We start from the raw sequence: 18,519 nt of genomic DNA on the forward strand, positions 1-18,519 counted from the left end.
GCACAGGATCTGGGGGTTCTACTCCTTCCGCACCGTCACGACCGATGGCCGCGGAATGCCGTATCGAGCACGCCCCGGCCGGTGAGGCATGCGTCTGCGACCTGGCCGACTGCCTGGGCTTCCGGCAGCCCACCGTCAGCCACCACCTGAAGATCATGACCGAGGCGGGCCTGCTGAACCGTGAACGCCGCGGCACCTGGTCCTGGTACTCGGTGAACTACGACGACCTGAACAGGGTGCGCGTGATCCTGGACCCGGCGGTCGGCGCCCTGGCGGCGAACGCCCTCGACCGGGTGTAACCCCGCACCCCGCGCCAAGCCCGTGCCGAAGGACCGTCCCCGCAGGGGCCGGTCCTTCATCGTGTGCGGCTGACAGCTCGGCCGAGATAGTCGGCCAGGTCGCGCTCCAGCGCGGCCTTCGGCTTGGCGCCGACGATGGTCCGGGCGACCTCGCCGCCGACGTAGACGTTCATCGTCGGGATGGACATCACGCCATACCGGGCGGCGGTGCCCGGATTCTCGTCGATGTTCAGCTTGACGATCTCGATCTTGTCGCCGTGCTCGGCGGCGATCGCCTCCAGGGAGGGGGCGAGCTGCCGGCAGGGACCGCACCAGGCCGCCCAGAAGTCGACGAGCACGGGCTTGTCGTTCTTCAGGACGTCCTGGTCGAAGGAGTCGTCGGTGACGTTCTTGAGAGCCACGTCTTTCCTCCTGCGCGTGGGGCGGATGCCTCAGACGGCCACGGCCTCGACCGGTGCGGGCACGTCGGCGAGGGCCGCCAGGTACCGCTCGGCGTCCAGCGCGGCCGCGCAGCCGGAGCCGGCAGCGGTGATGGCCTGGCGGTAGGTGTGGTCGACGACGTCACCCGCGCCGAAGACGCCGGGGATGTTCGTCCGTGTCGAGGGGGCCTCGACCTTGAGGTAGCCCTCGCCGTCCAGCTCCAGTTGGCCCTTGAACAGCTCGGTCCGAGGGTCGTGGCCGATCGCGACGAACAGGCCGGTCGCGGCCACCTCGCGCGTCCGGCCGGTGACGGTGTCGCGCACGCTCAGGCCGGACAGCATGCCGTTCTTCTCGTGGAGTTCGGCGATCTCGCTGTCGAACAGGAAGGAGATCTTGTCGTCGGAGAAGGCGCGGTTCTGCATCACCTGAGAGGCGCGCAGGGTGGACCGGCGGTGCACGATCGTCACGGACCTGGCGAAGCGGGTGAGGAAGGTGGCTTCTTCCATCGCGGTGTCGCCGCCGCCGACGACCACGATGTCGCGGTCGCGGAAGAAGAAGCCGTCGCAGGTGGCGCACCAGGACACACCCCGCCCGGACAGCGCTTCTTCGTTCGGCAGGCCGAGCTTGCGGTATCCGGAACCGGTCGCGACGATCACCGTGCGCGCCCGGTGCACGGTCCCGACGGTGTCGGTGACGGTCTTGACATCGCTGGTCAGGTCGACGGCGACGATGTCGTCCTCGACGATCTCGGCGCCGAACCTTTCGGCCTGGGCCCGCATGTTCTGCATGAGGTCCGGGCCGTCGATGCCCTCAGGGAAGCCGGGAAAGTTCTCGACCTCGGTGGTCGTGGTGAGGGAGCCGCCGACAAAGACGGCGCCGCCGAAGACGAGCGGCTCGAGGCTCGCGCGGGCGGTGTAGAGGGCAGCGGTGTATCCGGCGGGGCCGGAGCCGATGACGATGACGTCGCGCACTTCAGCGTTGCTCATGCCGTCTTCTCCGGCGCGATCTCCTCGATCAGGCCCTCGACCAGCTTCTTGATCTCGTCACGAATCGGGCGGACGGCCTCGACGCCCTGGCCGGCCGGGTCCTCGAGCTTCCAGTCCAGGTAGCGCTTGCCGGGGAAGACCGGGCAGGTGTCGCCGCAGCCCATGGTGATGCAGACGTCCGACTCCTTGACCGCGTCGATGGTCAGGACCTTCGGGGTTTCGGCGGAGATGTCAATGCCGACCTCGCGCATGGCCTCCACGGCGGCCGGGTTGACCTGATCGCCGGGCGTGGAGCCGGCCGAGCGGACCTCGACGCGGTCTCCGGCCAGGTGGGTCAGCCACGCGGCGGCCATCTGGGAGCGGCCGGCGTTGTGGACGCAGACGAACAGGACGGACGGCTTGTCGGCCATGGTGATCGTTCTCTCTCGTGGCATGGCGGAACCCAGCCGCCCATCACTTCAGCCCCCGCTGATATCAGCGAGCGATGATGTGACAATATCAGTGCATGCTGACTTCAGTCGATCCTGATGTGATCCGGGTGCTGGGCGATCCGCTCCGCCTGAAGATCGTGACCCTGCTGGCGCGCGAGACGCTCTGCACCACCCACCTGGTCGAGGAGACCGGAGCCAAGCAGACCAACCTGTCCAACCACATGAAGGTGCTGCGCGAGGCCGGACTGGTGGAGACCGAGCCGTGCGGCCGCTTCACCTACTACAGGCTCAAGCCCGAGGTCCTGGCCGGGCTCTCCGAGCAGTTCGCCGACCTGGCCGAGTCCGCCCGCACCGCCGCCGAGAACAAGCGGGCCTGTCCGTGACCCGCACCGAAGCACCCGCGTCCCCCGGCGCGGAGACGTCGATCGCCGCGAAGATGTCGACCCTCGACCGCTTCCTCGCCGTATGGATCCTGCTCGCCATGGCCGTCGGCCTCGGCCTCGGCCGCGCCGTTCCGGGACTGAACGACGCCCTGGCCAAGGTGGAGATCGGCGGCATCTCCCTGCCGATCGCCATCGGCCTGCTGATCATGATGTACCCGGTCCTGGCCAAGGTCCGCTACGACCGGCTCGACGCGGTCACCGGCGACCGGAAGCTGATGATCTCCTCACTGGTCGTCAACTGGCTCGTCGGCCCGGCGGTGATGTTCGCCCTCGCCTGGATCTTCCTGCCGGACCTGCCCGAGTACCGCACCGGCCTGATCATCGTCGGTCTGGCCCGCTGCATCGCCATGGTCATCATCTGGAACGACCTCGCCTGCGGCGACCGCGAGGCCGCCGCCGTGCTCGTGGCGCTGAACTCGGTCTTCCAGGTCCTGGCCTTCGGCCTGCTCGGCTGGTTCTACCTCGACCTCCTCCCCGGCTGGCTGGGCCTGGGCAACGGCGAGAACCTCGACATCTCCACGGGGGAGATCGCCCTCAATGTCATCGTCTTCCTCGGCGTGCCGCTGCTGGCCGGGTTCCTCACCCGCCGCATCGGCGAGCAGAAGATGGGCCGCGAGAGGTACGAGAACGGCTTCCTGCCGAAGATCGGCCCCTGGGGGCTGTACGGCCTGCTGTTCACGATCGTCATCCTCTTCGCCCTGCAGGGGAAGACCATCACCTCGCAGCCTTGGGACGTCGCCCGCATCGCGCTGCCGCTGCTGGTCTACTTCGCGGTCATGTTCTTCGGCACGTTCGCCCTCGGCAAGGCGATCGGCCTGGCCTACGACCGGACCACCACCCTCGCCTTCACGGCGGCGGGCAACAACTTCGAGCTGGCCATCGCGGTCGCCATCGCGACCTTCGGCGTCACCTCCGGCCAGGCCCTGTCCGGTGTGGTCGGCCCGCTGATCGAGGTGCCGATCCTGGTCGGCCTGATCTACGTCGCGCTCGCCTGGCGCAAGAAGTTCGCCACCGCCTCTCTGACGACGGCCCCGTGACGCAGCACACCGATGTGGTGGTGGTCGGCGGCGGCCAGGCAGGGCTCGCCGCCGGCTACCACCTGCGCCGCCAGCACCTGGACTTCGTGATCCTGGACGCCGAGGCGGCACCGGGCGGGGCCTGGCAGCACATGTGGGACTCGCTGCACCTGTTCTCCCCGGCCGCCCACTCCTCGCTGCCCGGGCGGCTCATGCCCACCCAGCCCGGCGAGACCTACCCGGACGCCGGGCACGTGGTGGACTACCTCGCCGATTACGAGAAGCGCTACGGCCTGCCCGTGCAGCACGGCACCCGCGTGGGCGCCGTACGCCGCGACGGCGAGAAGCTCCTGGTCGAGGCCGACTCCGGCACCTGGCGGGCCCGCGCGGTCATCAGCGCCACCGGCACCTGGTCGCGGCCCTTCCTTCCCGCCGTCCCCGGCCGCGGCGTCTTCGCCGGGCGGCAGCTGCACACGGTGAACTACCGCAGCCCGGCCGACTTCGCCGGACAGCGCGTCGTCGTGGTCGGCGGCGGCAACTCCGGCGCCCAGATCGCCGCCGACCTCGCCCTGGTCGGCGACGTGACGGTGACCTGGGCGACCCGGCGCCCGCCCCGCTTCCTGCCCGACGACATCGACGGCCGCGTCCTGTTCGACGTCGCCACCGCCCGCCGCCGCGCCCTCGACGAAGGCCGCGGCGACACCGGCGGGGTCGCCTCCCTCGGCGACATCGTCGCCGTCCCGCCGGTCCGCGCCGCCCGCGACGCCGGACTCCTTGACCTGAAGCCGATGTTCCCCCGGCTCACCGCCACCGGCATCCGGTGGGCCGACGGCAGCCGGTCGGACGCGGACGCGGTCATCTGGTGCACCGGCTTCCGGCCCGCCCTGGCCCACCTCGCCCCGCTGAACCTGCGCGGCCATGTTGCGACCGCCGGGACCCGGGCGGTCGGTGAACCGCGGCTGCACCTGCTCGGCTACGGCGACTGGACCGGCCCGGCCTCCGCCACCCTCATCGGCGTCGGCCGCCCGGCCCGTGACGCCGCCCGCCAGATCCGCGACCTGCTGATCTGACACCCCGCCCGGCTACTCTGACGTGCCGGGCCTGGAAGAGGATGTCGCGCTGCCCGTCTGGTCTGCCGGGGAGGACACGTGGAGACAGCAGGGAACATGGCGTTCGACCGGCGCGCGGTCCACGACGAGCTGGAGCGGGTGCGCATCGAGTTCCGTCAGCTGCTCGAGTCGGCCACCCATGTGGATCTGGTGCGGGCCAGCGAGAGAACGCGGTGGACCAACGAGCAGTTGCTGTTCCACATGCTGTTCGGATATCTCCTCGTCCGCCCCCTGCTGCTCGTCTTCGCTCTGCTCGGGCGGCTTCCGCTGAGCGCGAGCCGCCTTTTTGCACGGCTGCTGGATGCCGCGACCGGCCCGTTCGACCTGGTCAACTATGTGGGCCCGGTCGGCGGGGCGCGGCTGCTCGGGCGCCGCCGCATGGCGGGGCTGTTCGACCGCGTCATCGCCGACCTGCACCGGCGGGTCGATGCAGAGGCGCCGGCCCACCTGGCGCGGCGGATGCACTACCCGTGCCGGTGGGACCCGTTCTTCCGGGACGTCATGACCGTCGCCGACCTCTACCGCTATCCGGCCCGGCACTTCGACTTCCACCGGCGCCAGCTCACTCTGCCCGGTCTGCCCGAGGCGGTACGGGGGTGAGGATGGTGCAGATGTCACCCGCTCTGCGGGCGGCGGGATCGGTGGTAGCGGCGCGGCCGGCGAGGGCCTGCAGGGCTTCGCGTGTCGGCGTACTCGCAAAAGTGCTCAGGTGAGTACGGATAAATGTGCTCAGCCGGATGTTCGCCTGTGGGCTCGTCAGGTGTGGGCGTGCGACGATCGTGTGGTGGAGAGTGCTGATCCTTCGTTCCGTCGGCGCCTGTTGATGGAGGCGCTGACCGTGTTGGCGGCTGATGCCCAGGCCCAGGTGTCCTGGCTGGTCAAGCATGCGGTGATGACGGACGAGATCGCCCTGGACTTCGATCACGCCTTCCGCATGGCCGAGGCCTTGGTGGCTGAGGGGCAACTCGCCCACGGAGTCATGGCTGACCTGCAGGAGATCGACGTGGTCCTCAGCGGGATGAGTGGGGGCGGGAACGCTGATCGATGGACAGGGGATGCACTGTCGATCGATGGAGGTTGGGCTCTGGCCCGGCGGCTGGCCCGCCGGGTCCTCGTTGCGGAACTGGGGGAATGGCAGCAGCCTCTTCCGGAGATCGCTGTCGTCCGGTGACGGGCTCTGCGGTTCTCGCTGGTCAGGCCACCTGGGTGTCCCGCTCGATGGCGGCGAGCCGGTTCTTGAGCCGGTAGCTGGGGCCGTTGATCGAGATCACGTCGCAGTGGTGGAGGAGCCGGTCGAGGATCGCGGTGGCCAGGACTTCGTCGCCGAAGACCTGGCCCCATTCACTGAAGGTCTTGTTGGAGGTCAGGATGATCGAGCCCTTTTCGTAACGCTTGGAGATCACCTGGAAGACGAGGTTCGCCTCCGTTCGTTCCAGGGGCTGGTAGCCGACCTCGTCCACCACCAGGACACTCGGGCGAAGGTAGGTGCCGAGTTTGCTGGTCAGGCGGCCTGCGGCTTCGGCGGCCGTGAGGTTGCGGACCATGTCGTCGAGGCTGGTGAAGTAGATCGAGTAGCTGGCCCGGCAAGCCGCGACGGCGAGGGCGACGGCGATGTGGGTCTTGCCGACTCCGGGCGGGCCGAGCAGGGCGGCGTTCGCCTTGGCCTCGACGAACGACAAGGTGGCCAGGTCCTTCACCTTGCGCGGGTCGAGGTCGGGCTGGAAGGAGAAGTCGTAGTTCTCCAGCGTCTTGTGGTGCGGGAGCTTCGACAGTCGCAGGCCCTGGCGGAAACGGCGGTCATCGCGGACGGCCAGTTCCTCGGACAGCACCAGGTCGAGGAAGTCGAGATAACCCATCTTGGCTTCGTCGGCGCGCTGAGCATACTGGTTCAGGGCCTCGGCCAGGTGGGGCAGGCCGAGCTTGCCGGCCGTAGTGCGGATGCGGGTGGAGACCAGCTCGCTCAAGACGGTTCCTTCTTCAGGGGGTGGTGAACGGGCGGGTGCCGGTCAGCTCGTCATAGACCGACAGTGGACGGCGGCCGACCTTGACGTTGGCGGCCGCGGCCCGGGTCAGCAGGGCCTGCAACGGCCCGGCTTCCTCGCCCAGAGGTGCCTCGTGGCGAGGTGAGGGCACGAGGTCGCCGGTGGTGACACGGCGGTTCTTGCCATCTGGCAGACCGTCCCAGTGCTTTTCGTCGACGACCCGAACGCCTTTGCCGACCGCTCGCGGGTGGGCAGCCAGCAACGTGGAGCCGGTGTCATCGGCGATGGTGGAGTGCAGCATGACCTGGGACTTCGTGGCCCGGACCTCGATTAGCTGGCGAGGACGGACCTTGCGGGCCGGCACCGAGTAAAGGTTTCCGGCGAAGGCGACGAGGCAGTCCTTGCCGACCGGCCGCAGATGCCGCTGGGTGACGACATAGGGCGCCTGGGGCAGCGGTCGCAAGGCCATGTGGTCCCGGACGGCCCGCAGGCCGATGACCTCGCCGTGGGTGCGGTGGGTCCGGGCCCGCCGCATAGGCACCCAGGCCATGAACGCGGCGTCCATCTCCTCGAGGGAGGCAAAGGCCCGGCCGGCCAGGACGTGGTCCCGGACGATGTCGACCTGCCGTTCGACCCGGCCTTTGCCGGTGGGGCGGTAGGCCGCCAGGACATCGATGTCGAAGTCGTAGTGCCCGGCGAACGCGACCGCTTCCGGATGCAGTGGGACGGCCTCACCAGGGGCGACATGCCGACGGACCACCGTTTTGGTGCGGTCATAGACGATCGACATCGGCACCCCTCTAATATACGGGTCTCGTTGTCAAGCTCCGGGAACGTTGCACTTCATCAGTTGATCGGTCGGGCGGGGTTCGATCACGCGCCGAAGCCGTCATCTGGAGCGTCGGTTGCCGGGGGTGTGCACTCGTGGCTGCTGATCCAGTGGCCGGCACTCTCCAGGAGGGGCTCGGAGTCGGCCTCAGTCCGGAAGGTGAAGGTGACGCGTGTTCCCTCGACCCGCAGGGCGAGCTGTCCGGGTGGTTGGTGGAGTCCCGCGGGACTCAGGCGGCAACCAACTGCGTTGAGCTCCGCTGTGACTTGAGTGTGGGTGAGGGGCCCGGCGAACGTGGCGAGTGTCGTCGTTCCCGAGGCAGGAAGCTCGATGGCGTCTCGCCAGGTCTGCAGGCTGATCAGCGTGATGCGACGGCAGCGACAGACGCAGAGCTCAACGTCTCCGTAGGAGAACAGATGGGGCCAACGCCGCCGCTTGCTCACCCGACCGATATCCCACGGCGGCCCGAGCGTCGCCGCGATCTCATTGAGAGTCGCGCCGCAGTGCAGCGGGCCGATGGCCGCGGTGGAGCCGAACTCGGCCAGGATTCGAAGGGCGGTCACGCGGTGGAGCGTGCCACCTGACCTGCCCGGACGTCCACCGAGTTGATCTCTCTCCAAGGTCGGCTGGCGGCGCAACGTGGATTCAGCCGGCCTGCCCGTCGAGGCGCGACAGCAGGCCGTCGAAGATCTGTTCCCGCGCCACCTGTCCCTTGGCCGCCGCATCGTCTCGCTGGCGTTCGAGGGTGGGCCGGAACTCGATCGTGGTGACGAAGAACGTGCAGGACTCGCAGATCGACTCGAAGTGGCAGTCCATCTCGACGGGGCGAGCGCAGTAGCCGTTGCCGAGCATCCGGCGGTGCATCTCCCGGCGGAGCTTGGCCATCTCCGTTCCCTCGGCGTCGGCCGGCAGCTGACGCGGAGCGTCGTAGAGTGCCTCGACCTTCTCCGAGACGGCGAAGTACTCGTCGGCGACGGTCCGGTCGGCGATCCGCGCGTAAATACGTGTCATGGACAGCGACCTGTGTCCAAGCATCGCGGCGATGGCCTCCAGGGACATGCCCCGATTGATCGCCTGGGTGGCCAGAGTATGGCGGAGCTGGTGCGGGGTGACCCTGCCCAGTCCGGCCCGCTCGGCGGCCTTGCGAACGGCGGCCTCGATGCGGGAGGCGTTGACCGGGCGGCCGTGGTCGGTGAACAGCAGGTTCGAGCGCAGGCCCTCCGGCCGGTGCAGCAGCCAGTCGTCCAGCAGCGTCTTCAGCTGCGGGTGCAAGGGAACGTAGCGGTCGGTGTGCATCTTGCCGACCGGGACGCGGAGCCAGTAGGCGGAGCCGATCTGGACCACGGCGTCGGTGGTGAGGCCGAGCATCTCGCTGCGGCGCATCCCGGTGCGGGCGAGGATCTCGATGGCCAGCCGGGCGAACGGATCCGGGTCCTGGCGGGCGGCGGCCAGCAGTTTGGCGGCCGCCGCGTCGTCGAGGAAGCGCGGCAGCGGCTCGTCCGCGATCGGGAAGTCGCTGTCGAACACCAGCTGGCGGGGCGGCCTGTCTGCAGCGTCCCATTCGTCCAGACGGCGAAAGAAACTGCGGAGTTTACTCAGCCGGTCGCGGACGGTGTGCCGGTGCAGCGGCCCTCCGCGGGCGGCCGGCCGCTCCAGCAGCCACTGCCGATAGCGTTCGACGTGCCTTCGCTTGAACTCGGCGACACAGATGACGGCCGTGTCTTCGGCGGCAACCAGCAAGGCGAACTCTCGCAGCGTCAGCTCGGCGTTCTTCACGGTGCCCGGCCGCAGCGTCCCGGCGACCTGCTGCAGGTAGTGCTGCATCGTGTTGGCCATCCCGACCGGGACACGGGCCCACTCCTGGGCTCGCATGTCAGCGTGGTCCGGGGAGCGTCGGCGCGGAAGCCGGTCGGTCAACTCGCAGTGGAAAAGCGTCGCTTCCAGGTTGAACAGGGCGGTCGACAGGGCCTTGACGCCGCGGTTGGGGATGCGGCGGGCCGCTTCCAGAAGCAGGCGGCGGCCCTCGTCCCAGTCGTCCTGCTGCAGATGTTCGGGCTGTTTGCCGAACAGCGCGATGAAGTGGGCCAGCAGGTTGAACTGGGTCATGGCCACCGTGTCGCGGAAGCCGAGCGTGCGGGCGGTCTCCATGAACCGCAGATGCAGTTCCGGCGCCGTGCGGGCGAGCACGATGCCCAGTCGAGGGCGCCGGGCGACCAGATAGTCCGCCCCGGGCTGCAAGCGTCCGGTGACCGAGAGCCAGCTGATGAACCGATGGGTCTCGTGGTTGAAGGCGAGTTGGCGTTCCAGCGGCAGTCGGCAGAAGTTGGCCAGGTCGGGGACTGCGGCGAGCAGAGCGCGGGCGCCCCAGCGGACCTTGTGGTCGGTGTTCATGCCCTGCGCGGCTCGGTGGGCGAGGTAGCACTCGACCAGGTCCGGGCGCACGATCGGCAGGGCCGCGGCGCGGGCCCGGCGCATCAGGACTCCGCCCAGTCGGCGTCGATCGCAGCGCTTGCTTCCAGGTACTGCTCGACGAGCCAGCTGTTCGCGAGGTGGATGTAGATCCTGGTCGATTCGATGGAGCGGTGTCCGGCCTGGGCCTGTACCGCCTCCAGGGCCATGCCCGCCTCCCGCAGCCGGGTCAGGCAGGTGTGCCGGAGCTGGTGGCACGTCAACTTCGGTAGTCCGGTCCGTTTCCGGACGCCGTCGAGGATCTCGTCGAGGCCGTCGGCGGAGAGCGGTCGGCCGCGGGTGGGCCCGCGCAGCACCACGAACAGCCGATCGTGATCGACGGATGGGCGCTCGCGGTCCAGATAGTCGCCGACCGCGCTAAAGAACTGCGCGGAGACGGGTATCAGGCGCTGGTGGCCGCCCTTGCCCTCGCTGATGAAGACTCGACGTTCGCCCGGTGAGAGGTCGCCCAGCCGCAGGCCGAGGACCTCGCAACGGCGCAGCCCGCCGAGCAGCATCGCGAGGACCATGGCCCTATCCCGTGCGGTGTTCACCGCGCCGAGCACCACTTCGACCTGAGTCTGTCCGAGGACGCGCGGGAGGGTGCGGGGCGTGCGCAGGAGCGGTGCCCCGCGGTTGCCGCTGCGGCGACGGTTGGCCAGCCCCGTCGGCACCGGGTTGCGCTCGATTGCGAGGTCGTCGCGGGTCATCAGATAGCCGAACAGACCGGAGATGCTCGCGAGCCGGCGCTTGATGGTCCGGGCTGAAAGACCCGCCTCACCGTCCTCGAGTCGGACGACCTTCGGACCCCGCCGCGGCTTCTTCTGCGCGGTGATGAACGCGAATACGTCCGCGGTGACGACGTCGGTCGGTTCCTTGGGCACCACCGAGAAGAAGACCTTCAGGTCGTAAGCGGTGGCCAGCAACGTGTTCGGACGGCACCGTGCTGCCACGAACTCCAAGTAGTCGTCGACCAGGGCGTGCCCAAGCGATGCCGCGGGATTCCCCGAGGCATCGACACGTCGTACCAACTGCGGCTGCCAGGCCATCCGAGCTCCTCGACGGGAGCGACCATCCTGACCGGGAACACGAGATCGCGGAAGAGTCGTCACCCACATAACCGCCGAAGTGGGCGAACGCCTGGCGGTGACAGTCGAAGAAGGTGGCCAGGTCCTGGCTCGTGGTGAAGCAGCAGAACGGGTCGCGCGAGTAGGACAAGACCATGTGGAACGAGTAGACCTTCGCAATCCCGACGTGGGCGAGGATCTTGCCCTCGTCGCCCCAGTCGACTTGCGCCTGGGCTCCGGGAACGACCTCGAACCGGCGGTGCAGACCCGCCAGTTCATCGGGAGCGATGCCGAGCTCGTCCGCGATCCGGGGCCGGGCCTCCTGCAGATAGAGCTTCACGCGCTGGTAGTTGCCGGTGAAACCGTACTCCTGGACCAGCCGTTCGTGGATGACGGCACCCTTGATCGTGATCTCTGCCCGCAGCATCGCGTCGATCAGCGGGGCGACCTCGTCAACGACCCGCTTCCGCGGCCGGCCGTTGGCCGCCCGCCGCGGCGGCGCCACCGGGGCTTGCCCGGACAGGTACTTCCGGACCGTTCGACGGTTCAGTCCGGTGTCCTTCGCGATCTCCGAGAGGCTGATCGCGCCGGACTCATACAGACCGCGATACCGGCGAAGCTCCAACCACCGATGTGGGTCCAAAACCATGACCAGCCGCCCTCTGCCGCCTCAACAGATCAAGCAGCAGAGTGCCCAGCGGCGGTTCCCAGCACCTCACGAACTGAGCACGTTCATCCGTACGTGACTGGGCACGTTCACGTGTACGCCGACATCGCGGGTGGCGGTGAGTTCGGCCATGCGCCGGTCGATGTCTGCCAGGTGCTCGTCGATCAGCACGGTGACGTGAGCGCACGGGGCGTGGCCGTCGTCGCGCAGGGCCAGGATCGAGCGGATTTCAGCGAGGGTGAGGCCGGCGCGCTGGGCGTCGCGGATGAACGCCAGACGGGTGACGGTGTGGTCGGGGTAGTCGCGGTAGCCGCCGGGGGTGCGGGGCGGTGGGGGCAGCAGGCCGCCAGATGCTGCTCCTGCCGCCGCTGCTGTGGCTGTTCATGGGCCCGGACCTGGGCGACGTCATGGAGGCCGGTCCGTTTCTGGAGGCGTTCGTCTTCCTGATCGTGATCCCTCTCGCGCTGGCCTGGCTCACCCAGGGCTGGGCCGCCCGCCACCCGGCCGGGCAGAAGACCTCCGATGCCGCGAGCGCGGCCATGGTGCCGCTGATGGCCGCCACCCTGTTCCCGGTCGTCGCCTCCCAGGTGCCCAAGCTCGGCGGCAGCCTCGGCGACGTCGCCGCGGTCGTCCCCCTCTACGCCGTATTCCTTGCCGTGATGGCCTTCGCCGGGCTCGCCGTCGCCCGTCTCTTCCGCCTGGATGCCCCTGACAGCCGGGCGATCGTCTTCACCGGCGCCACCCGCAATTCCCTGGTCGTCCTGCCGCTCGCCCTCGCCCTGCCGGACGAGCTGGCCGTGGCCGCCGTCGTCGTGGTCACCCAGATGCTGGTCGAAGTCGTCGGGATGGTCCTCTACGTCCGCGCGGTCCCCCGCCTCATCCCAGCCACCATCCGCTGACCGGCTCGTCCACCAGCGGGCTGCGGCGCTCCAGCAGCACCACATCCCGCCAGACGCCGCGGTACCGGCCGATGCGCTCACGGGTGCCGATGATGCGGAACCCGGCCCGCTCGTGGAGGGTGAGACCGGCGGTGCTCTCGGGGAAGATCCCGGACTGGATCGTTTAGAGGTCCTTCTCTTTCCGAACCTCATGTGCGGTTTCTGCTGGTCCGGCATGGGATCTCGGTTGTCGCGGGAGTCTCGGTCCGTTACTGGCCGAGATGTCGTGGGGGTGGCGGGTGCCATCGATGAGGGCGGTTCTGGAGACGCGGCGGAAGGCTGCGACGGTGCGGGGGGAGGAACTCGCAGCCGAGCTGGAACGGGTGCGGGCGGCTCTGGCGGAGGCGGAAGAGGTGCTCCGGTGCCGGGTGATCGGTCTGGAGCAGTATCTGGAGGCGCTGGCCGAGGCGGATGCGCCCGCCGCGGTGGCCGGCAAGGTGTCGCAGAAAGGGCCGGTGGGGCCGCGCCGGGCGGTGCCGCACCGCCAGGACGCGGCCGGCATCGAGGTGCTGTCGGTGGACTACCAGGCGTTGATGACCGCTGCCGGGGAGGCGGGAGGAGACGGGCTCGGTGCCCGGCGGGCGGCGGTGGTGCTGGGCTGGGACAGCGCGTCGGCCTCGCGCGTCGAGGGAGCGCGGGCCCGGCTGAAGCGGCTGGTGGAGCGGGGCTGGCTGGTGGAGGACAAGCCGGGCCGCTTCACGCTGCCTGCAGCGGAGCAGGACGCTGCCGGCACCGGGCGGCCAGGCGGCGGCTCATGAGCATGGTCATCGACCACCGGACGATGGCCTCGCTGGTGTCGGTGCGGCGTTCGTCGTCGCGGACCAGGCGCCAGCTGCGCAGGAGCCAGGCGAAGCACCGTTCCACGACCCAGCAGCGGGGCAGGACTTCGAAGCCGCGGGTGTCGTCGCTGCGGCGAATGATGTCGAGGACCAGACCGAGGTGCTGGGTGGTCCAGTCGGTGAGGTGGCCGGTGTAACCGCCGTCGGCCCAGATGCGCGCCAGCCGCCGGAAATGACTCTTCGCTGCGGGCAGCAGGACCCGGGCCGCGTCCCGGTCGGTGGTCGAGGCCGGCGTGACCAGCACGCCCAGGAAGGAGGAGTCCGAGGGTGTCGGTGAGCAGGTGCCTCTTGCGTCCGTTAACCCTCTTCCCGGCGTCGAAACCCCGCGTGGTGCGGGCGACGGTGGCGTCCGCCTTCACCGACTGCGAGTCCACCACGCCTACGCTCGGCTCCGGGCTGCGGCCCTCCGCCCGGCGGACGGCGTCCCGCAGCCGGTCGTGCAGCTCGGCCACCAGCCCCGCATCCCGCCAGCGGGCGAAGAAGGCGTACACCTGCGGCCAGGGCGGGAAGTCGGCGGGCATCGCCCGCCACTTGATGCCGTTGTCGACGAGGTAGCGGATCGCGTCGATCATCCAATGCCACGAAGTTAAGCGCTCGCCGTGAATGTCAAAGGCGGGTGAGATGAGGAGGGGCCTCTGCTATTCAGGGGATCGGCCAAGATCTTCCTGAGAAAGCAGAGACCCAGTGGCCCAGTCTGTCACGGGCGGAACCAACGTGTTCGCGCCTGGTCATATCGGCGAGTTAACCCAGGTCATCCCACCCGAGTTGGTGGACGCGGTGCTGGACGAGACAGGGGCGCACGAGCAACGGCTGCGGAGCCTCCCCTCTCGCGTCGGGGTGTACCTTGTCCTCGCGCTCGGGCTGTTCGAGCATCTGGGCACCGGACTGGTATGGGGCAAACTCGTGGCCGGACTGGGCCTCCGGGTGCCGCAGCCCTCGGAGAAGGCCCTTCGTGATCTGCGCCGACGAGTCGGCGTGGCCCCTTTCAAGCAGCTGTTCGACGTACTTGCCGGCCCGCTGGCCCAGCCCTCCACGCCCGGAGTGCGCTACCGCCGCTGGCGCACGGTCGCCTTCGACGGCTGCGGGAGCCTGAACGTCCCCGACCACGAGCGCAACCGGTCCTGGCTCGGCCGCACCGAGCGTCGCCACGGCCCGACCGGTTACCCCCGGCTGATGCTCATGACTCTGTGCGAAACAGGCACCCGCGGCCTGATCGCCGCCGTCTTCGGCCCGGCGTCGAAAGGCGAGACCGACTACGCCCATGATCTGGCCGGCCACCTGACCTCGGACATGCTCCTGCTGGCGGACCGCGCCTTCGACAGCAATGAACTACTCGCGGACATCGCAGCCCAGGGGGCCCAGTTCCTGATCCGTGCCACCAGCACCCGACGACCGCCGGTGCTGGCGCTGCTGCCAGACGGCTCCTACCTGACCCGGCTCGGAGGCCTCCGTCTGCGGGTGATCGAGGCCGAGATCCGGGCCCGCACCGTCGACGGCGGCGACTTCGGCGGAACCCACCGCCTGCTGACCACACTCAGCGACCACCGCACCGATCCCGCAGACCACCTGGTGCGTCTCTACCACGAGCGCTGGGAGATCGAGGTCACCTACCTGGCGCTCCGGCACACCCTGCTCAAAGGCCGGGTCCTGCGTTCGAAGGACCCGGTGGGCCTCAACCAGGAGATGTGGGGACTGCTCACCCTCTACCAGGCCCTGCGTTCGGTGATGGTGACCGCGGTGGAGACATTGCCCGGCTGCGATCCGGACCGGGCCGGCTTCACCGTCGCCCTGGAGGCCGCCCGTGACACGGTCGTCAGCCTCGCCGGGACGACCGCGGCATCAGGGCCGGACAGCCACCCCGGCCTGGTAGGACACATCGGCGCCCGCGTCCTGCACGCACTGCTCCCCGGGCGCCGGATGCGGCTGTCCGCCCGCATCGTCAAGTGCGGAACCTCCCGCTACAACATCTGGAACCGCGACGGGCGTCCACGCGACAGCACCCCGATCACCGGCATCGAGATCGCCGTCCACCCACCCGCCCTGCCCAGCGCGCAGGACCCGAGCCGGGCCCTCTCCGGCCGCTGGGGCCAGGTCAGCCAGATCCTGGCTGCGAACTCCAACCAGGCCATGCACACCCGGGATATCGCCCGGCGTCTCGGACTCCCCACCTCTGGACGCCCCCTCAGCAGTCTCACTGCGCAACTGTGCTACTGGGCCCGCAACGACCGACTCGTCCGCACCGCTCCGAGCACCTACAAGATTCCCCTCCCCGACATCTTGACGCCACCGCCGAATCCTTAACTTCGTGGCATTGGTCGATCATCTGCCGGTGGCAGTAGCCCTCCGGCCGCCCGCCCCGGCCCGCCGGCCATCCGGGAACCGGCAGCAGATCCCGCACCCGTGACCACTCCGCATCGCTCATGTCCGAGCTGTATCGGGGCCGGCGCTCCGGCCGGTCGGCCGCGTTCCCGAACCGATGGGCGAGACAGTCACACCCAGGAGTGGACGAACTGGACTCGGCGACCACGACCACGCGACACTTCGACAACAGGGCCTCTTGCTCCTCGCTGGATTCGACAACCGCGAGCTACCAAGAGGCCCTTCTTCTATGCACCCACACCGGCCGACTCACCCGGACCAGGGACCTGTTCGAGCCCGATCGACTCCACGAGCGGATAGAGAACAGCCAGTTACCGTGCTCAACGTATAGCGCACCGGGGGGCTTGCGGCAAGGCCCCCGTCAGGCCGCAGAATCGCCGACCGAGGCCAGTACCTGCAGAAACGGGAGTCGCGTGGTGCGTGTGTTGTTGTCGACCTATGGGTCGCGCGGGGATGTCGAACCGCTGGTGGCGCTGGCGGTGCGGTTACGGGAACTCGGCGCGCAGGTGAGGGTCTGTGCGCCGCCGGACGAGGTCTTCGCCCGGCTGCTGGCCAGGGCCGGCGTGGAACTGGTGGCAGTCGGCAGGCCGATGGGCACGATGACGGCGCCGTCGACGGAATCGGCGGCCTCCCGGCGTGTGACCGAGCTGGCCGCGCAGTTCGGCACGGTCGCCGCAGCCGCCGAGGGATGCGACGTCCTGCTGGCGACCGGTCTCGCGCACTTCTCCTCGCGGTCGGCGGCCGAGAAACTCGGTATCCCCTACGTGTACGCGACCTTTTGCCCGTTCCTGCTGCGGTCGCCGCACCAAGCGCCCCCCGCGCTGCTGGCGGGCCAGTCGTTCCCGCCGGAAGTGACCGACAACCGGGCGCTGTGGGACCTGAACGCCCGGGCCTTCAACGCGCTGCACGGCGGGGCGCTCAACGCCCACCGGGCCTCGGTTGGTCTGCCTCCGGTGGACGACGTCCACGGTTTTATCTTCACCGACCGGCCGTGGCTGGCGTCGGACCCGGTCCTGGGTCCGTGGCGGGAGGCCCCGGAGCTCGACGTCGTGCACACCGGGGCGTGGATCCTGCCGGACGAACGCCCGTTGGCGGACGACCTGCTGGCGTTCCTGGATGCGGGCACACCTCCGGTGTTCGTCGGCTACGGCAGCATGCGCGGCGTCTGCGCGGACATCGCCCGGGTGTCCATCGAGGCGATCCGCGCGCACGGCCGCCGCGCACTCGTCGGCCGCGGCTGGGCCGAACTGGCTCTGATTGACGACCGGGACGACTGCTTCGTCGTCGGCGAGGTCAATCAGCAGGCACTGTTCGGCAGGGTGGCCGCCGTCGTGCACCACGGCGGCGCGGGCACGACGACGACGGCCGCCCAGGCCGGAGCGCCGCAGGTGGTGGTGCCCCAGGCGGCGGACCAGCCCTACTGGGCCGGCCGGGTGGCCGCCCTGGGCATCGGTGCGGCACACGACGGCTCGGCTCCGACCACCCAGTCCCTGTCAGCCGCACTCGGGACGGCCCTCGGCCCCGAGACCCTCGCACGGGCACGGGCCGTGGCCGACGGCATCCGCACCGACGGAGCAGCAGTGGCCGCGAAACTACTGCTCGACACCGTCAGCCGAGAAAGGCCGTCGGTGCCCGCGTGACCCCCCACACGGGATCACTGAGCCGGGAAAGTACCCAGCGCCGGGCAAGACCGCCGACGCGGCACGCTCGAAGAGACCGGCATACTCGGCGGCTTTCTGGTCAACGTCGGATACTCACCAGCGAGCGACAGCACTGGCTTCCGAAGACCATTCGGTCAGGAGTTCTAAGAGATCATCTCATTTGGCGAGTCGGCGGTAGCAGATGAGGGTGCAGGCGATGCTGGTGAAGGCCAGGAAGTGCTCCGCCTTGCGCTCGTAGCGGCGATGAAGGCGACGGCGGCCGGCGAGCCAGGACATCGTGCGCTCGATGGTCCAGCGATGGCGCCTCAGTCGCTTGGAGGACTCGACGCCCTTACGGGCGAGGCGGTGCCGGATGCCGCGCTCACGGAGCCATTTCCGCAGACGAGCGTAGTCGTAGCCCTTGTCGCCGTGGAGCTTTGCAGGCTTGCGTCGGCGCGGGCCGCGGCGGGAGCGGATGGGCGGGATGCCGCGCACGAGCGGCTCCAGGCCCTTGGCTGTCGTGCAGGTTGGCGCCGGAAATCCCGACGGACAGGGGCAGCCCGGTCCGCTCAGCGATCAAGTGGATCTTCGACCCCTTCTTGCCCCGATCCACAGGATTCGGACCCGTCAGGTCCCCCCTTTCAGTGCCCGCATGTTCACCGAGTCGATCGCGCACCTCGACCAGTCCAGCTCACCCCGCGAGCCGAGCTCGTCGAGCACCAGCCGGTGCAGCTTCGCCCATAGCCGGGCCTTCGACCACTCCGTGAACCGGCGATGGGCCGTCGCACCGGACGGTCCGAACACTGGCGGGACCTGCGACCACGTACAGCCCGTCGTCGCCACGAAGATGATCGCGGCCAGCACCTCACGGTCGCCATACCGGCGTCGGCCACCGCCTTGCGGACGCGACGGCGCCTCCGGCACCACACGCTGGAACAGCTCCCACAACCCGTCCGGGACCAGACGCTCAACCATCAACACGGCCACAGACTACTGCTGAGCCCAAATGAGATGACCTCTTAGACC

General features: G+C 69.3%; 19 protein-coding genes and 4 pseudogenes. 10 read left to right on the forward strand and 13 right to left on the reverse strand.

The annotated features are described in order from the left end of the window. Window positions 1-44 precede the first annotated feature (44 nt). Window positions 45-299 (forward strand): ArsR/SmtB family transcription factor, encoded by a 255-nt coding sequence (locus CP969_RS00765; protein WP_016828392.1) that lies wholly within the window; start codon window positions 45-47, stop codon window positions 297-299. Window positions 300-355: 56 nt separating this feature from the next. Here CP969_RS00765 and trxA read toward each other — a convergent pair whose 3' ends face one another. From trxA to CP969_RS00780, 3 genes are read right to left on the reverse strand one after another with little or no spacing between them, the layout of a single operon-like run. Beyond that, the gene (gene trxA / locus CP969_RS00770) at window positions 356-700 is read right to left on the reverse strand and encodes a thioredoxin (RefSeq protein WP_016828391.1); all 345 of its coding nucleotides are present in this window, start codon (window positions 698-700) and stop codon (window positions 356-358) included. 30 nt (window positions 701-730) lie between these two features. Further along, window positions 731-1,705: a thioredoxin-disulfide reductase gene (gene trxB / locus CP969_RS00775; RefSeq protein ID WP_026085578.1), complete on the reverse strand. Its 975-nt coding sequence runs from the start codon at window positions 1,703-1,705 to the stop codon at window positions 731-733. Beyond that, entirely contained in the window at window positions 1,702-2,115 is a 414-nt protein-coding gene (locus CP969_RS00780; RefSeq protein ID WP_016828389.1) for an arsenate reductase ArsC, read from the reverse strand. The genes trxB and CP969_RS00780 overlap by 4 nt, the downstream gene beginning before the upstream one ends. Window positions 2,116-2,210: 95 nt before the next feature. Between CP969_RS00780 and CP969_RS00785 the strand changes: the two genes are divergently transcribed. The 5 genes from CP969_RS00785 to CP969_RS00810 all read left to right on the forward strand — a co-directional run bounded on the left by CP969_RS00785 (window position 2,211) and on the right by CP969_RS00810 (window position 5,875). Further along, the gene (locus CP969_RS00785; protein ID WP_026085577.1) at window positions 2,211-2,519 is read left to right on the forward strand and encodes an ArsR/SmtB family transcription factor; all 309 of its coding nucleotides are present in this window, start codon (window positions 2,211-2,213) and stop codon (window positions 2,517-2,519) included. Further along, window positions 2,516-3,616, forward strand: a complete 1,101-nt coding sequence (gene arsB, locus CP969_RS00790; protein WP_016828387.1) for an ACR3 family arsenite efflux transporter — start codon at window positions 2,516-2,518, stop codon at window positions 3,614-3,616. Before CP969_RS00785 ends, arsB begins: the two co-directional genes overlap by 4 nt. Further along, window positions 3,613-4,665, forward strand: coding sequence for an ArsO family NAD(P)H-dependent flavin-containing monooxygenase (locus CP969_RS00795; RefSeq protein WP_016828386.1), 1,053 nt, complete (start codon window positions 3,613-3,615; stop codon window positions 4,663-4,665). The genes arsB and CP969_RS00795 overlap by 4 nt, the downstream gene beginning before the upstream one ends. Before the next feature lie 78 nt (window positions 4,666-4,743). Next, on the forward strand, window positions 4,744-5,304 hold the full coding sequence (locus CP969_RS00800) for a DinB family protein (RefSeq protein ID WP_223887012.1): 561 nt from the start codon (window positions 4,744-4,746) through the stop codon (window positions 5,302-5,304). A gap of 184 nt (window positions 5,305-5,488) precedes the next feature. Beyond that, the gene (locus CP969_RS00810) at window positions 5,489-5,875 is read left to right on the forward strand and encodes a hypothetical protein (protein WP_223887013.1); all 387 of its coding nucleotides are present in this window, start codon (window positions 5,489-5,491) and stop codon (window positions 5,873-5,875) included. Window positions 5,876-5,897: 22 nt separating this feature from the next. Here CP969_RS00810 and istB read toward each other — a convergent pair whose 3' ends face one another. The 6 genes from istB to CP969_RS00845 form a co-directional block, all read right to left on the reverse strand. Next, window positions 5,898-6,668 (reverse strand): IS21-like element helper ATPase IstB, encoded by a 771-nt coding sequence (gene istB, locus CP969_RS00815; RefSeq protein WP_016828383.1) that lies wholly within the window; start codon window positions 6,666-6,668, stop codon window positions 5,898-5,900. Between the two features lie 13 nt (window positions 6,669-6,681). Beyond that, complete coding sequence (locus tag CP969_RS00820; protein WP_016828382.1) at window positions 6,682-7,476, reverse strand: Mu transposase domain-containing protein; 795 nt, start codon at window positions 7,474-7,476, stop codon at window positions 6,682-6,684. An 83-nt stretch (window positions 7,477-7,559) separates the two neighbouring features. After that, entirely contained in the window at window positions 7,560-8,078 is a 519-nt protein-coding gene (locus CP969_RS00825; RefSeq protein ID WP_016828381.1) for a hypothetical protein, read from the reverse strand. An 82-nt stretch (window positions 8,079-8,160) separates the two neighbouring features. After that, window positions 8,161-9,990 (reverse strand): tyrosine-type recombinase/integrase, encoded by a 1,830-nt coding sequence (locus tag CP969_RS00830; RefSeq protein WP_016828380.1) that lies wholly within the window; start codon window positions 9,988-9,990, stop codon window positions 8,161-8,163. Next, window positions 9,990-11,012, reverse strand: coding sequence for a tyrosine-type recombinase/integrase (locus CP969_RS00835; RefSeq protein WP_026085576.1), 1,023 nt, complete (start codon window positions 11,010-11,012; stop codon window positions 9,990-9,992). The genes CP969_RS00830 and CP969_RS00835 overlap by 1 nt, the downstream gene beginning before the upstream one ends. A gap of 733 nt (window positions 11,013-11,745) precedes the next feature. Next, the gene (locus CP969_RS00845) at window positions 11,746-12,039 is read right to left on the reverse strand and encodes a MerR family DNA-binding protein (protein ID WP_078495501.1); all 294 of its coding nucleotides are present in this window, start codon (window positions 12,037-12,039) and stop codon (window positions 11,746-11,748) included. 5 nt (window positions 12,040-12,044) lie between these two features. Here CP969_RS00845 and CP969_RS00850 point away from each other — a divergent pair. Beyond that, a pseudogene (locus CP969_RS00850) lies at window positions 12,045-12,596 on the forward strand (bile acid:sodium symporter); the annotation flags it as partial. On the opposite strand, the pseudogene CP969_RS33470 reads toward CP969_RS00850, so the two are convergent. Beyond that, window positions 12,574-12,759, reverse strand: a pseudogene (locus CP969_RS33470) (N-acetyltransferase family protein); the annotation flags it as partial. The pseudogenes CP969_RS00850 and CP969_RS33470 sit on opposite strands and share 23 nt — an antisense overlap. A gap of 124 nt (window positions 12,760-12,883) precedes the next feature. Here CP969_RS33470 and CP969_RS00860 point away from each other — a divergent pair. Continuing rightward, window positions 12,884-13,393 (forward strand): hypothetical protein, encoded by a 510-nt coding sequence (locus tag CP969_RS00860; RefSeq protein ID WP_051044471.1) that lies wholly within the window; start codon window positions 12,884-12,886, stop codon window positions 13,391-13,393. Here CP969_RS00860 and CP969_RS00865 read toward each other — a convergent pair. Further along, window positions 13,332-13,718 (reverse strand): IS5/IS1182 family transposase, encoded by a 387-nt coding sequence (locus CP969_RS00865; protein WP_016828375.1) that lies wholly within the window; start codon window positions 13,716-13,718, stop codon window positions 13,332-13,334. The genes CP969_RS00860 and CP969_RS00865 overlap by 62 nt on opposite strands. Before the next feature lie 70 nt (window positions 13,719-13,788). Continuing rightward, window positions 13,789-14,046, reverse strand: a pseudogene (locus tag CP969_RS34505) (transposase); the annotation flags it as partial. 112 nt (window positions 14,047-14,158) lie between these two features. Here CP969_RS34505 and CP969_RS00875 point away from each other — a divergent pair. Continuing rightward, on the forward strand, window positions 14,159-15,775 hold the full coding sequence (locus CP969_RS00875; protein ID WP_039831384.1) for an IS4 family transposase: 1,617 nt from the start codon (window positions 14,159-14,161) through the stop codon (window positions 15,773-15,775). A gap of 500 nt (window positions 15,776-16,275) precedes the next feature. Further along, on the forward strand, window positions 16,276-17,493 hold the full coding sequence (locus CP969_RS00885) for a glycosyltransferase (protein WP_026085573.1): 1,218 nt from the start codon (window positions 16,276-16,278) through the stop codon (window positions 17,491-17,493). A 177-nt stretch (window positions 17,494-17,670) separates the two neighbouring features. Here CP969_RS00885 and CP969_RS00890 read toward each other — a convergent pair. Further along, window positions 17,671-18,468 (reverse strand): annotated as a pseudogene (locus CP969_RS00890) (IS5 family transposase). Window positions 18,469-18,519 lie beyond the last annotated feature (51 nt).

Origin of the sequence: Streptomyces viridosporus T7A (assembly GCF_008704515.1) — a bacterium.
In the GTDB taxonomy this organism is placed as follows: Bacteria; Actinomycetota; Actinomycetes; order Streptomycetales; family Streptomycetaceae; genus Streptomyces; species Streptomyces viridosporus.